This is a genomic window from Kitasatospora sp. NPDC096140 (assembly GCF_040303045.1).
Classification (GTDB): Bacteria; Actinomycetota; Actinomycetes; order Streptomycetales; family Streptomycetaceae; genus Kitasatospora.
In genome coordinates this window covers 93,924-107,825 of the sequence record NZ_JBEOUW010000032.1, presented here as the reverse complement: position 1 = coordinate 107,825, position 13,902 = coordinate 93,924, and the positions used below count along the sequence as shown (strand labels likewise).

Here is a 13,902-nt window from a genome sequence, read left to right as displayed (position 1 = left end):
CGCTTCCTTCGGACCGCCTTCCAGCGGACCCTCCGGGCTTCGTTCTTTCGTGTTTCCAGCTTATCAGATGTTTTCCGCTCCGTTTCCGGGGCTTCGTTCATCCGACTCGCTGGTGTCTTCCGGGGTTTGACGCCCTGTCCGACGTTTCAAACTCTAGCCGATCAGTGCTCCGAAAAGCGAATCGACCGCAATCCGATAAAACGAACACGCCGAATAAGAACCGAGCCGCGACGCAGAAATGCGAACGCAACCCAGCCCGAACCTGGGGAGTGGTGTTTCAGAGGATTGGCCGCCCCGGGACCGTCCGCGCCGATGCGTGTCCGGTGCTCCCTGCCGAGCGACTAGAGAACACTACTCCTACTCCGTGCCCGAGAACAAATGCCCCGGCCCGCGCCGCGCCCGGCCCGTACCGGGGCGCGGCCGGAGGTCGTCCCCTACTTGAAGAGGCGGTCGCCGCTGGTGGCCATGCGGTGGGTGGAGCCGTGGCGGTTCACCCAGTCTCGGACGAGGTTGACGGCGTTGGCGCACTGCCAGCTGTCGTCGTACTCGCGCACTCCGGTGAAGGCGCCGTAGCCGGCGATGATGCCGTCCACCCGGGCGTCACCCAGCAGCTTGTCGACGTACCAGGGGTCGTTGTAGGTGGTCGTCCAGGACAGCGTGGCCGCGAGCTGCCCGGAGGCGCGGTCCGCCGCTCCCTTCCTCAGTTCCGTGCAGGTGTTGTAGGTGGGCTCCGTGCAGTTGCCGAACCCCTTGGTGATGTCGCTGTCGCCGTAGTCCATCGCACGGTGGCCGGCCGGGAAGCCGGAGCCGGAACGCTCGAAGGCGCTGCGGACCGTGTCGCGGCTCCCCGTCGTCGTGATGCCCTCCAGGGGGCCGAGCTTGCCCTCCAGGCTCTTCCAGCCCCGGCCGCCGACGTCCGGGGTGTTGCCGCCGTGGTACTCGTAGAAGCCGTAGAGCACCTGGATCCCGGCGGCCGTCAGCCGCTGGGCCTTGTCCTGCAGCCCGGCGACGCTGCAGGTGCGGTTCGGCTGCTCCCCGCAGTAGTTCGGGTCCTTGATGTCCAGCCAGACCAGGGAGAGCCGGCGCCCCGCGTTGGCGTTGGAGAGAATGCGGTCGATCATGCTGTCGAAGCTGGGGCCCAGACGGTTCTCCCCGGCCGAGGAGCAGTCGTGGTAGGCCCGCCATTCGTTCGGGTTCCACCAGGCGCAGACGTCGATCTCGATGCCGTTGGCGCCATGCTTGAGGGCGGCGTCCACGCCCGCCACGGTGTCGACCCGGTGCGCGATCGCGTAGATCGCGTGCCGCTGGTCGGCTGCCGCTGCCGGGGTCGCGCCGACGGTGGCGACGCCGGCGATCCCGCACAGTGTCGCCATCAGCGCCGGTACCGTGCGCCGGAGGGCGGGACGCCTGAGGTGAGTGGTCACGAGAGATGCTCCTTCACGTCCGAAGTTCCTGAAGTGTGCATGCCAAGCACACCAACTGTACGTCGACGTACGGTAAATGACGGCTAAACAGCACAACTGGTGGTCGATCGTCTCTCCCCGCCCCACCCGGCACCCGGCACCCCACTCCGCACCCCGGAGGCCGTTCGCGGGACTCGAACGGACGGGCGGAGCTCGGACGTGCAGCAGAGTGCCGAGGACCGCCGTCCGCCCGATCGGTCCATGTCCCGGGCGACACGGGCCGGATCGAGGTGTCGGAGGTGCGGGTACGGAAGGCTGGGCCGTTCCCGGTCCGGGCCGCGCGGAAGGCGGTCGCGGTCGGCCGGGCGACCCGACACCGGGATGGTGGCATGACCGTTCAGGAGAGCCCGACCGTCGGCACGGCCCGGCGCGGCGACTTCGCCGAGCTGCGCCGACGCGTCCAGGAGGCCGGACTCCTCCGCAGGCGCCCCCTCTACTACGCCTGCCGGAGCACCGTCCTGCTGGCCGCCCTCGCCCTGCTCCTGGCCTGGTTCACCGCCCTCGGCGCGACCTGGTGGCAGCTCGCCCTCGCACCCCTGCTCGCCTTCGTCCTGGGCCAGCTGGCGCTGCTCGGCCACGACGTGGCGCACCACGCGGTGTTCTCCGGGCGCCGGGCGACCGACCTCGCGGGGATCGTCCTCGGGAACCTCCTGGTCGGCATGAGCTACGGCTGGTGGGTCAGCGACCACAACCGCCACCACGCGCACCCGAACCGCGAGGGCCGCGATCCGGCCGCCGACTCCATCCTCTTCGCCCGGACCGTCGAACAGGCCCGCCGCACACGGGGGCTGCGCAGGACCGTCGCCAGGCACCAGGCCGAGCTGTTCTTCCCGCTGCTCTCCCTCCAGGCGCTCGGCCTCGTCGTCGCGACCTGCCTGACCCTGGTCCGGGGTCAGGTCCGGTACCCGGCTCTGGAGCGGACCCTCGCCGTCCTGCACTACGCCATGGCGGCAGGACTCCTGCTCGTCGTCCTCACGCCACTCCAGGCGCTCGCGTTCGCCGCAGTGTGCGGGGCCGTGCTCGGCGTGTACCTGGGGTGCATCTTCGCGCCCAACCACAAGGGCATGCCGATGAGCGGCGCGGACGAGGCGCACGGCGACTACGTGCGGCGGCAGGTCCTGCCCTCCCGCAATCTCCGTGCGGGGCGGGTCGTGCACTTCGTGTTCGGTGGCCTCGGTTACCAGATCGAGCACCACCTCTTCCCGGCCATGCCGGTGGCATCGCTCGGCGCGGCCTCACACATCGTGCGGGCGTACTGTGCCGAGATCGGTGTGGAGTACTGCGAGGCCGGTCTCGCGGCGTCGTTCCGGGAGATCCTGCGGGATCTGCGGGAGGTCGGCCGCGCGGCGGGGGACGGGGCGGCAGTCGGGGCCCGAGCCGGGATCGCCCCCGCGATCGACCCCGAGGCAGAGGTAGAGGTAGAGGTGGACGCCGAAGCCGCCGCCGGTGCCGCCCGGTGAGCGGGGTCCGGTCCGCGGTACCGACCGGCCGTGCCGTACCGACCGGCCGAACCGCTCGGGCCGCAGGACTCCCGGCCTCCGACGACGGCCGGCTGCGCGTCCTGATCGTCACCGAGTCCTTCGCGCCGCAGCTCAACGGCGTCGCCCACAGCGTGCTGCGAACCGCCGAGCACCTGGCGGCCCGCAGCCACGCCGTGCTGGTACTGGCCCCGGCGGCGCGACCCCGGCGCGGTCGTCCGGGAGAGGCCGGCGAGCGGCCGCACGGCTACCGGGTGGCCCACGTCCCCTCCCTGCCGCTGCCCGGCTACCCGGAGGTGCGGATCGCGCTTCCCGGGCGCCGGGTGGCCGAGGCGATCGAGCGGCACCGGCCCGATGTCGTCCACCTGGCGGGGCCGTTCGTCCTCGGGGCCGTCGGCGCGGCGGCGGCCCGACGGGCCGGCACCCCGGCGGTGGCGGTGTTCCAGACCGACCTGGCCGCCTACGCCCGCACCTACCTGCCGCTGGCCGGAGACGCCGGGGCCCGCACGGCCTGGCGGATCCTGCGGCACATCCACGGCACCGCCGCGCGGACGCTGGCACCGTCCCGGGCCTCGCTCGACGCGCTGGCCGCGCAGGGCGTGCCCCGGCTCCACCTGTGGCCGCGCGGGGTGGACTGCGCGCGCTTCGACCCCCGCCACCGGGACGAGGCCCTGCGCCGCAGGCTGGGCCCGCAGGGCGAGGTGCTGGTGGGGTACGTCGGGCGCCTGGCCGCGGAGAAGCAGGTCGACCGGCTGGCGGAGGTCTCCCGGCTCCCGGGCGTACGGCTGGTGGTCGTCGGCGACGGCCCCTGCCGCAGCCCGCTGGCGGCGGCACTGCCGGACGCGGTCTTCCTGGGCCGCCGCACCGGACACGAACTCGCCCGGCTCTACGCCTCGTTCGACGTGTTCGCGCACACCGGACCGTTCGAGACCTTCGGGCAGACCGTCCAGGAGGCCATGGCCAGCGGACTGCCGGTGGTCGCCCCGGCGGCCGGCGGGCCGCTGGACCTCGTCGTCCCGGGACGGACCGGCTTCCTCGTCCCGCCCGGTGCGGGCGGGGCGTTCCGCACGGCGGTGGAACGCCTGGCCCGCGACGCCGGGCTGAGGGTGGAACTCGGCCGGGCGGGCCGGGCCGCCGTCACCGACCGCAGTTGGGAGGCGGTCGGCGACCGGCTGATCGGGCACTACCGGCACGCCATCGCGGAGACCGCCGGACCCCGGCGACAACGGGCCGGGCGCTGAACCGCCGGGCCCCGCACCGATCCGCCGACACCTACGGGCACCCGGACCACGCCGACCGTCCGACCGTCCGACCCGAGGAATCGAAGAACCGAAGAAGCGAAGCACCGAGGAACCGAGGAACCGAGGAACCGACCGCCGTGCACCCGCCCCTCGCCGCCGAGTACTCCCCCGTCACCGCTGCCGTCGCCGATGCCACCGGCGGCGCCCCCGCCGCCGACACCGCCGTCTTCCTGCACGGCCTCGGCGGCTGGACCCACAACTGGGCCGCCCTGATCGGCCTCCTGCGGACCTCGGTGCACTGCCTGGCCCTCGACCTCCCGGGCTACGGAAGCTCGGCGCCCCCGCCCGACGGCGTCGTCACCGTCTCCCGCCAGGCCGCCGCCGTCGCCGACCACCTGGACCGCGCCGGGCACCGCCGGGTCCACCTCGTCGGCAACTCCCTGGGCGGCCTGGCCGCCCTGCGGCTCGCCGCCCGCCGCCCGGACCTGGTGGCCACCCTGACGCTGGTGTCCCCCGTGCTCCCCGCCCTGCCGCCGGTCCAGGCCCTCCGGGTGTCCCTGCTCGCCCTGCCGGGTGCCCCCCGCCTGTACGCCCGGCTGCTGTCGGCCCAGGACCAGGACCGGCAGCTCGACGACCTCTACCGCCTGATCTACGCCGACCCCGCCCGGGTCGGCCCCGAGCAGCGGGCGACCGAGGCCCGCGAACGCCTGCGCCGAGCCGGGCTCCCCCACACCGCCGGCATGCTGCCGGCGGGCGTACGCGCACTCGTCCGCACCTTCCTGCAGCGGGGCCCGTCCTCGCCCTGGCAGCTGGCCCACCGGATCACCGCCCCCACCCTGCTCGTCTACGGCCGCGAGGACCGCCTCGTCCCCTTCCGGACCGCACCCCGCGCCTACGCGGCCTTCCGCGACGCCCGTCTGCTCACCCTTCCGGACACCGGCCACGTCGCCATGCAGGAGCGCCCGGCGCCCGTGGCCGCCGCACTCCGCGCACTGATCACCGAGGCGCGGCGAACGCCTCGGTGACCAGGTCGCATGGAGCTGAGCATCCCGACGACCGACTTCCGGTACGTCGGGAAGCGGAAGAGAAGAGCGGACACACCGGCCGCCGAGCAGGCGGGTAGGCGGGTAACCGGGCTCAGGTGCGCTTGAAGAACTCCACCTCCGCCAGGGCGATCGCCCGGCCGGGGCCGGTTCCGGCGGCCTCGCGGACGGTGAGCTTCACCTGGACGACGTCGCTGATCCCGGTCACCACGGTCTGCGGGCCCGGCTGGTCGTTGAGCGAGATCTGCTTCCGGTGCAGCTCCCCGTCCTTGGACGTGACCTCCAGGGACAGGACGATGGGACGGGCCTGCTGCCGGAAGCGCTCCGGGTCGGTGGAGTCGCCCGTGTGGACGATCAGGTCCACGAGCCGGAACGGGGTACGGAAGTCGAAGCTGATCGAGTCCCCGACCGCGGGTGCTCCCCAGGAGGTGTTGGTCAGGCCGTCGTCGGCGGCGCTCGCGGGACGTCCCTCCACGGCGGCGCTCGCCGAGGTCTGGGAGGGCGTGATCGGCGCGGTGCTGCCGAGCTTGTCCAGCACGTCCTGGAAGGCCTTCTTCCCGGCCGGGTACAGCAGGATCCCCGCCACCACCACCGCGACCAGCACGAGCAGGGCGATGGTGCGGCGCAGCGCGTTGCCCGAACCGCCCATGCGCACCCGGCGCCGGAACGGCCATCGGGTGCGCCACCACGGCAGCCTGGGCGCGGCCGCGGTGACGGTCAGCGGGGCCGCGCAGCGGCGGCAGAACTTCCGCTCGGGCAGGTTGGGCGTGCCGCAGCGGGGGCAGGGTGGGCCGTCCTGGGCGGCGTCGGCCGCCGCCGTTCTGACGACGGGGCGGGGCGCGACGGGCTTGGCGGGTTGCACGGCCACCGGGTCGGCCTGCACGGCCCGGGCCGGAGTCGCGGGCGCTTCGGGCGTCCGCGCCGGAACCGGGTCGGGTGTCGGTGCCGGGGGCGGTTCGGGCGTCCGCGCCGGAGCCGGGTCGGGCGTCCGCGGAGGGGCGGCGGCCGGGGCGGGGTCCGAAGCAGGGTCCGGGGCAGGGGCCGAGCCCGGGTCCGGGTCCGGCGACGGAACCGAAGCCGGCCGTACCCGGGTGGAGCTCTCGTGCGGGGGCTCGGTGGCCGACGGGGCCGGCGTCTCAACCGCGGGCGGAGTCGGCGTCTCGGTGTCCGCGGCGGGCGGCTGCTCCCTCCTGCCGCGCGTCACCCGTCGTGACACGTTCCGCCACGTGGACCCGGTGCGCGCGGTCTCGGGCCCGGGCGGCGCAGAGGGCGCAGCGGACGCAGGAGATGCAGCGGACTCAGAAGGCGCAGCGGACGCGGCCGGGTCGGCGGGCACGGCGGACGCCGCAGCAGGCGCCGGGGGCTCGGCAGGCGTCTCGGGCGCGGCCCCGGCCCCTGGCCCGGCAGCAGCCGCAGCCGCAGCCGCCGGAGCAGCGGTACTGTGCGACCACCCCAGGTAGGCGCCGCAGTTGCCGCAGAAGTCGTCCCCCTCCGCGTTGGCCGTCCCGCATTCGGGGCACACCGGCATCCGTCAGCCCTCCGCTCGCCCGGGTGGGCCGGGCAGGATCTCCACCCGGCAGGTCAGGTGGACCGGGCAGCCCGCCCTGACGACGGACAGCACCTGGTCCTCGTCCGGCGCCGGGCCGTGCAAGGGCCAGACCCGGACCAGTACGTCACCGCTCGTGGCGGGCGGCGGGGCGGCGTCGGGGGCGGTGGACCAGGTGGTGCCGCCGCCGTCCACGATCTCGGCGCCGGCGCCCAGTACCAGCCGCAGCCGCTCGGTGAGTCCGCGTCGGGTGCCGCGCCAGCGGTGCAGTTCCACGGCGCGCTCGACCACCGCCCGGCGCACCTCCATCGGCCAGGTCGGGTCGATGTCCACCGCGACCCAGGACGCCAGCCAGTCGACGAAGTCGGCCGGCGCGAGCCGGGGTTCGAAGTAGGCGGGCAGGCTGTCCAGGGTGGCGAAGACCGGGGCGAGGACGGTGTCCAGGCCGGCCGTGAACCGCTGGGCGAAGTCGTCGTCGGCGAAGAGCGCCGGAAGCAGCTCGCCGATCGGGTGCGGGCTGGGCAGGCCCGGGACGGCGGCCCTCATGACCTGCCGTCCTCGGCGGCCGCGGTGACCACGACCTGGTGCTGGTGCGAGAAGACCAGGGCGTCCGGCGGGACCTCGACGCGCTCGGCGGGCGCGCCCCGGCGGCCGGTGATCGGGTCGGCCGGGAACAGCCGCAGTTCCTCGACGCCGGCGACGGCGGCGACCCGCTGGAGGACGGCGAACACCTCGCCGTACTGGACGGCCCGGCCGAACGGCCAGCCCGCGCCGTCGGCGCCGCCGCGCAGCGGGTTGAGGTACCCGTACAGGGCGGCGAGCACCTCCTCGCGGACGCGGTCGGGGTCGGCGGCGCGGGTGGTGAGCCGGGCGACCACCGTCACGCCCTGGTAGGCGGGCGGTTGTACGACGATCCGGGTGCCGATCAGCCGTCGCTCGTCGAGGGCCGTGGCGACGGTGGCCAACACCTGCTCGTCGGGGATCAGTTGCTCGAACCGCAGCCGCTCGCCGTCGTCCGGGACGGCGTCGGGGACGACCAGCACCCGTACCGCGCCGGCCTCTCCGCCGGTGGCGGGCACGCAGCTGATCCGGGCGGCGGACGGCGCGGCCTGCCGGGCGATCAGTTCGAAGTCGCCGGCGGTGACGGCGCGTTCCTGCAGCCTCAGCTGGTGCGGGGCGCGCTGCTTGGCGTTCTCCACGGTCTCGCCGTCGACCCCGCCCCTGGCCGCCTCGCGGTTGTCGACCCGGGCGATGTACGGGACGGAGCTGCGCAGCACCGTGATGGTGCTGCGGGCGACGTTGCCCGCGGTGCCGCCGCCGGTGCGGTAGTGCGGGACGCGCAGCCGGGCGCCCTTGGGCGGCACCGCACCGAAGGCGCGCAGGCTGCCGTCGGGCTCCCGCACCGCGGGCGGGAAGAGGAACTCGCCGGTGGTCGCGTCGAGCACGACGTGCCGGTCGACGGGCGAGGACTCGCCGAAGTGCTCGACGACCGTCCAGGGCTCCCAGCCCTCGCCGGCCGCGACCTCGACCACCGGGGGTTCGCCGTCGAGCAGCACCGGTGGCCGGGAGAGCCCGAAGCGTTGGCCCGCGACGCCCTCCGAGGTGCCGAGCGGCGCGTCGGTGACGGTCTGCGCGTGGACGACCGTGGCGGTGCCGCCGACCGTGAAGACCTCGGCCCGGCGGATGGTCGGGGACTCCGAGTAGAACGGCTGGCCCGGCTGCGGTTCGGTGACCCGGCAGCGCAGCCAGCCGGCGCGTCGGCCGGCGACCACCGAGGCGGTGTGCCCGGCGGGCACGAACACCACGACCTCGCCGGGCCGGTTGAGGCCGCCCGTGGTGTCGCTGCCGGTCTCGCAGACGGTCCAGCGCGCGCCGTCCCACACCTCCCAGGCCAGCGGCGGCTGGCGCGGGTCGACGCCGACGCCCTCCACCCGGCTGTCCAGCCGGACGACCAGGATGCAGCGCGGCACCACGGCCGGCAGCGCGAAGAGCATGGCGTCCCCGACCACCGGGTGCGGTTGGAAGCACCGGACGTCCGCGCCGTCGGCCAGTCGGCCCGTGCAGTCGGTCTGCTCCCCGGAGGCACTGACGGTGAGCAGCCGGTCCAGCGAGCTGGGGACGATCGGGAGGTCGTCGGCGGTCGAGAAGACCACCGCGTCGTCGGTCTCGGTGCGCAGCGTGGAGACCTCGGTGCCCGCCCGCAGCAGGACCGTCTCGGGTTGCGGGGCGGAGAGCCAGAAGTCGATGTCGGCCCGGGCCGCGGCGGGCGGGAAGAGCCGGATGCCCAGCAGGTCGAGGAAGGCGGAGTAGTTCTTCTCCGGTACCCGGTTCAGCCGGTAGAGCAGCTGGTCGACCAGGTAGGCGAAGGTTTCGATGAGGGTGACGCCGGGGTCGGAGACGTTGTGGTCGGTCCATTCCGGCGCGCGTTGCTGGACGTACCGCTTGGCCTCGTCGACGAGTTGCTGGAAGCGGCGGTCGTCCAGGTTCGGGGAGGGCAGGGCCATCAGTTCTCGCCCCCGTTCACCGCGGCCGGGGACTCCGGGATGGTGTAGAAGGGGAAGACCAGGTTGCGGCGGTCGTTGGTGGCGCGCACGGTGTAGTGGACGTCGATGTAGAGCGTGCCCTCGTCGACGCTGTCGAAGGCGATCACCACGTCGTCGACCTCGATCCTCGGCTCCCAGCGTTCCAGTGCGATGCGCACCTCGCGAGCGATCCGTCCGGCGGTGGTGAAGTCGCCCGGCGCGAAGACGTACTCGTGGATGCCGCAGCCGAACTCCGGGCGCATCGGCCGCTCGCCGGGGGCGGTGCCGAGGATCAGCCGGACGGCCTCCGCGATCTCCCGGTCCCGGTCCACCATGCCGATGCCGCCGGTGGCGTTGACCCGCAGCGGGAAGGCCCAGCCCCGGCCGATGAAGCTGCTGGTCATGCGACGCCTCCGATCAGCACGTTGAACGCGCCGCTCGTGATTGTGGCGCCGCAGGTCGTCTTGTCGCCCATGCGGGCCGCGGGGAGGCCGCCGATCAGAACCACTCCCCTGGTCGCCGTGCCCAGGCCGGGCTCGACGAGGTTGGCGGGGCCCATCTCCACGTGCGGGACGCAGGCGTGGATGCTGCCGACCACCGCGGCGGGGCGGCCGCCGATCAGCACGGTCGCCACCCTGAGGGCGCCCGGCGGCGGGGTGGTGAGGGCGCCGCCGTGATCGGTGAGGTCGCCGGTCCGGGCTGCGGGGGGCATGTACGGTCTCCATTTCCGGTGGTGCCGGTGGGCGCGTGGCCGCCGGCTTCTCGCTGCTTGCTGGTTGCTGCTTGCTGGTTGCTGCTTGCTGGTTGCTGCTTGCTGGTAACTGGGTTACTGGTTGCCGCTGACTGCTGACTGTCGACCCGTGACTGACGTTCCGTCAATTGATGCGCACGAGCGCTCCCTTGACCACGGCCTCGGCGCCGCCGTCCACGGTGACCGCGGTCGTGCCCCGCAGGGTGACCGAGCCGCCGCGCACGTTCACGGTCCCGGTGCCGGCGTCGAGGGTGATGCCGGAGGAGTCGAGGCGCACCGTGCTCCCCGCCGCGCCGCCCACGCCGTGGACGGTCAGGACGATCTCCCCGTTCTGCTGGTCGAGCTTGACCTCCAGCTTCTTGTCCCCGCTCGCCAGCCGGACGCCGGAGGCGCCGCCCGGCACGTCCAGCAGCTCCAGGCGGTGGCCCGAACGGGACACCACGGAGCGGCGGTTGACCTTGCCGGAGCCCGCGTCGACCAGCGGTACGTCGTGCGGCGAGGGCCGGTCGACGCCGTTGTAGAGCCCGCCGAGCACGTACGGGCTGTCCAGGTCGCCCTGCTCGAAGCCGACCAGCACCTCGTCGTTGACCTCGGGGCTGACCACGCCGCCGCCCCCGTGTCCGCCCAACTGCACGGTGCGCACCCAGTCGGAGACGTACGTGTCGTCCAGCCAGGGGAACTTCAGCTTCACCCAGCCGCGCTGCCCGCCGCCCGGCTCCCGGACGTCGGTGACCACGGCGACGGCCAGGCCCGGCATCCGAGGACCGCGTGGCGGCGCGTTGCCGCCGGTGACCAGCCCGGCCAGGGAGCGGTCGGGCGACGCGCTGACCACCACGGTGGTCCGGTAGCCGCGGAACGGTTCGAGCAGGTGGCGCACCCCGGTGGCGGTGTAGCGACCCGAGAAGGCGGCGCCGACGTTCCCCAGGGCGACGGCGGTGCCCGCCCGCAGCCGCGGGTTGCCCTCGACGACGGCCTCCAGCTCGCCGAAGCCGGAGGCCACCGAGGCGGCCAGCGACCGCGCGACGGCGGTCGTCTCCGCCTGGGTGCGGTACGGGGTGTCGGCGACGGTCAGCCGGGCCCGGCCGGGGAACGCGGAGGCCACCTGCGCGGGACTCATCCCCGGCAGCACCGTCCGGGAGGTCACCGACGGCTCGGTGGCGACCAGGGCGCTCTTGGTGGTGACGTTCCAGCCGCGGGCCTCGACCGTGTCCGCGCCGGCGGCGCCGGTCAGCACGCCGCGCAGCTCCAGCAGGTTGCGGCCGTACTCCAGGACCATCGGGTTCTGCGGCGCGGGCGTGGAGGGCGCCGGCGCCCCGGAGGCGGGCTCGGGCCGGACGAACTCCAGCCGGCCGTCGTCGTCCACCCGCACCTGGGCCCCGCTCTCCTGCGCCAGGAACTGCAGGAACTCCCAGTCCGGGACGTTCGCCTGGGAGAGCTGCTGGTGGACGACCGGGAAGGAGTCGATCCGGCCGCAGGGCAGGCCCGCGCCCGAGGCGACCTCCCGGACGATGTCGGCCGTCGTCATGTTGCGGAACGCCTTCACCCGGCGCCCGCGCATCAGGCGGTGGGTGACCGCCGACGCCCGCACCACGGTGTACGAGCCGGTGGTGTCCACCTCCAGCTCCAGCGCGGTCACCTCGCCGGTGAACAGCCGCACCCGGGTGTTCCCCTGCACCGTCACCACGGACACCCGCAGCTTGGTCCCGATGGTGATCCCGGTCGCGGCGAGGAAGCTGTGGTCCGCGTCCCGGAAGCTCAGGACGGCGGTGTCCGGGAGGCCGACGCTCTCCTCGATGTCGCAGGACACCAGCTGGGTCGCCCAGATCGGCGGCAGCGGGCCCGGCGCCTCGACGACCGGATCCGCGGCGAAGGAGCGGCCGCCCCGGGCCTCGGGGGTGGTCATGACTGCCCGACCCGGGTGAGCTCGTCGATCCCCGGCACGATCAGCTCCGAGCCCGGCACCAGGGCCAGCGGGTCGTCGATGTCGTTGGCCTCCGCGATGGTGCGCCACGCCGTCGCGTCCCCGTACGCGCGCCAGGCGAGCAACGGCAGGCTGTCGCCCGCGATCACCCGGTGGGTGCTGCGGGCCTCGGGCGAGCCGGAGGTCGGGTTCTGGCCGGCCGGGTCGACGCTGGCCTCGTCGATGGTGAGCGAGCAGACCGCCCGCAGCGGACTGCCGTTGACGTCGAAGAGCGTGTAGGTGACCGAGAGGCCGGTCATCACCCCGTTGAACGAGGTCGTCTTCAGGGTGCCCCAGTCCAGCCGGATCCACGGGCTGGCCGGCGTCTTGCGGGCCAGGCTGGCCGCCGTGGGCACGCACGCCGTCATCAGCTTCTCCACCGCCCGCTCCACCGAGTTGTCGTGGGTCGCGGTCGAGTCCAGGAACACGTCGAGGGAGAGCGAGCGCGGACCGCTGCCGACGAACTCCGGCAGCGCCGACTCGCCCGCCATCCGGGACGGCGTGCGCCGCCACTCGGTGGTCTTGCGCAGCACCAGGGTCGCCGGGTTGAACTGGAGCCGCAGCTGCGCGAGCGTTCCGCCGGGCTGGGCGCCGACCGTCGACGGGGGCTCCATGATGGTCAGTTGGGCCCGGGTGACGCTCGCGGGGACCGCCGAGGACATCCTGGTGCTCCTTACGTGGGTGGGGCGGCTGGGTGGGGGGCAGCTGGGCCGGAACGGCTGTGCTGTGCGGGGCGCGGCCGAGTGCGGTCGGGTGGGACCCGCAGGATGGGGCCGCGGCGTCCTCAGGAGGGGCGCAGGCCGACGTGGGCGATCTCCAGGGTCTCCATCGCGGCCTGGGAGTTGGAGGGGTCGAAGGACGGCCCCTCCCAGCGCACCGGGACGATCCCGAGCACCTGCCAGCCGACGATCCGGCTCAGGTCGGGCCGCAGCGCGACGATCTCGCCGTCCTTCGGCTCGACCTTCCGGACGATCTCGCCCAGCCAGCGGGCGATCTTGGCGGTGTCCGCGGTGACCGCGCGGGTGAGCGTGATGTTCGACCAGGTGATGCGGCCCGGCAGCTGCCAGGCGAAGCCGTTGTTGCCGCCCTCCGCGTACTGCTCGATCTCGACCTGGGCACCGAGCCCCGAGCAGGTGGTGAACTCCCCCAGGTCGTTGCCGCCGATGGTCAGGCTGAAGAACACACTGGTCGCGAAGATGTTGTCGGTCATGGGTTCCGCATCCTGATTCCTGTTTCCCGTTCCTGTTCCTGCTTCGGGTTCTCGTTCCGGCTGGTGCCGGAGTCGGTCGGCCGCCGCTCGCGGTCCGCGCTCAGCGGCGCCCGTCGTACGGTCGCCCGCCGCGCTCCCTTCCCCTGCGCAGTTCGGTGCGCAGCAGCCGCCCGACCGGTTCGACCAGGCGCCGGGCCAGTTCGTCGAGGTCGGCCGGCCCGTGGCCGCCCGTCTCGACCGGCGGTCCGCCCGTCTCGGGCGGGGACGCCGACCGGGCGGGCCGGGCGGAGTGGGTGGGCTGGGTGGACTGCGGGGCGGGCTGCAGTGTGGTCGTCGGCGTACGGGCCGGCACGGCGGTCAACGGCACCCCGGTCAGGCCCGCCTGCTCCGCCACCCGCTGCAACACCCGCGCCGTACCGGGCGACGGCGGTGCGAACGCCCCCGGCACGGACGGTACGGACGGAGCAGATGGAGCCGACGGAGCGCTGAGGGCGCGCAGCGCCACGGGCGAGGACGAGGATGCCGAGGGAAGCTGCGAGGAGAACTGCGGGGCGGGCTGCCCGGGCCGGGAGGGCGCCGGAAGCCGTTGGAGCGACGCCGCCGTCGGCGGTGCGAGCCGGACCACGGGCGGGCGCGGCGCACGCGCCACGGCCGACGGCGCAGCGGAGCCACCGGGCGCCGGGCTCCC

Annotated in this window: 13 protein-coding genes; 3 read left to right on the top strand and 10 right to left on the bottom strand. The window is 74.1% G+C overall.

Going from position 1 to position 13,902, the window contains the following annotated elements; all coding sequences use genetic code 11:
• Positions 1–434: 434 nt before the first annotated feature.
• Positions 435–1,424 (bottom strand): PI-PLC domain-containing protein, encoded by a 990-nt coding sequence (locus tag ABT048_RS28840; protein ID WP_350524455.1) that lies wholly within the window; start codon positions 1,422–1,424, stop codon positions 435–437.
• A gap of 368 nt (positions 1,425–1,792) precedes the next feature.
• On the opposite strand from ABT048_RS28840, the gene ABT048_RS28835 reads away from it, so the two are divergent.
• From ABT048_RS28835 to ABT048_RS28825, 3 genes are all read left to right on the top strand, one after another.
• Positions 1,793–2,923 carry a fatty acid desaturase family protein gene (locus tag ABT048_RS28835; protein WP_350524454.1) on the top strand — a complete coding sequence of 377 codons (1,131 nt, stop codon included), beginning with the start codon at positions 1,793–1,795 and terminating at the stop codon, positions 2,921–2,923.
• Positions 2,924–3,015: 92 nt separating this feature from the next.
• Positions 3,016–4,182 carry a glycosyltransferase family 4 protein gene (locus ABT048_RS28830; protein ID WP_350524462.1) on the top strand — a complete coding sequence of 389 codons (1,167 nt, stop codon included), beginning with the start codon at positions 3,016–3,018 and terminating at the stop codon, positions 4,180–4,182.
• Positions 4,183–4,319: 137 nt separating this feature from the next.
• The gene (locus tag ABT048_RS28825; RefSeq protein ID WP_350524453.1) at positions 4,320–5,207 is read left to right on the top strand and encodes an alpha/beta fold hydrolase; all 888 of its coding nucleotides are present in this window, start codon (positions 4,320–4,322) and stop codon (positions 5,205–5,207) included.
• Between the two features lie 112 nt (positions 5,208–5,319).
• Here the strand turns inward: ABT048_RS28825 and ABT048_RS41720 are convergent, their stop codons facing one another.
• From ABT048_RS41720 to ABT048_RS28775, 9 genes are all read right to left on the bottom strand, one after another.
• A complete protein-coding gene (locus ABT048_RS41720) occupies positions 5,320–6,753 on the bottom strand; it encodes a zinc ribbon domain-containing protein (RefSeq protein ID WP_502894090.1) in 1,434 nt (477 codons plus the stop codon).
• Positions 6,754–6,756: 3 nt separating this feature from the next.
• Positions 6,757–7,317 (bottom strand): phage tail protein I, encoded by a 561-nt coding sequence (locus tag ABT048_RS28810; protein WP_350524452.1) that lies wholly within the window; start codon positions 7,315–7,317, stop codon positions 6,757–6,759.
• A complete protein-coding gene (locus ABT048_RS28805) occupies positions 7,314–9,275 on the bottom strand; it encodes a putative baseplate assembly protein (protein WP_350524451.1) in 1,962 nt (653 codons plus the stop codon). Before ABT048_RS28805 ends, ABT048_RS28810 begins: the two co-directional genes overlap by 4 nt.
• Positions 9,275–9,697 carry a GPW/gp25 family protein gene (locus ABT048_RS28800; RefSeq protein ID WP_350524450.1) on the bottom strand — a complete coding sequence of 141 codons (423 nt, stop codon included), beginning with the start codon at positions 9,695–9,697 and terminating at the stop codon, positions 9,275–9,277. Before ABT048_RS28800 ends, ABT048_RS28805 begins: the two co-directional genes overlap by 1 nt.
• Positions 9,694–10,005, bottom strand: a complete 312-nt coding sequence (locus tag ABT048_RS28795) for a PAAR domain-containing protein (RefSeq protein ID WP_350524449.1) — start codon at positions 10,003–10,005, stop codon at positions 9,694–9,696. Before ABT048_RS28795 ends, ABT048_RS28800 begins: the two co-directional genes overlap by 4 nt.
• Positions 10,006–10,168: 163 nt before the next feature.
• Positions 10,169–11,947, bottom strand: a complete 1,779-nt coding sequence (locus ABT048_RS28790) for a VgrG-related protein (protein WP_350524448.1) — start codon at positions 11,945–11,947, stop codon at positions 10,169–10,171.
• On the bottom strand, positions 11,944–12,666 hold the full coding sequence (locus ABT048_RS28785; RefSeq protein WP_350524447.1) for a CIS tube protein: 723 nt from the start codon (positions 12,664–12,666) through the stop codon (positions 11,944–11,946). The genes ABT048_RS28790 and ABT048_RS28785 overlap by 4 nt, the downstream gene beginning before the upstream one ends.
• A 122-nt stretch (positions 12,667–12,788) precedes the next feature.
• Complete coding sequence (locus ABT048_RS28780) at positions 12,789–13,214, bottom strand: phage tail protein (RefSeq protein WP_350524446.1); 426 nt, start codon at positions 13,212–13,214, stop codon at positions 12,789–12,791.
• Between the two features lie 100 nt (positions 13,215–13,314).
• Entirely contained in the window at positions 13,315–13,608 is a 294-nt protein-coding gene (locus ABT048_RS28775) for a hypothetical protein (RefSeq protein WP_350524445.1), read from the bottom strand.
• Positions 13,609–13,902 lie beyond the last annotated feature (294 nt).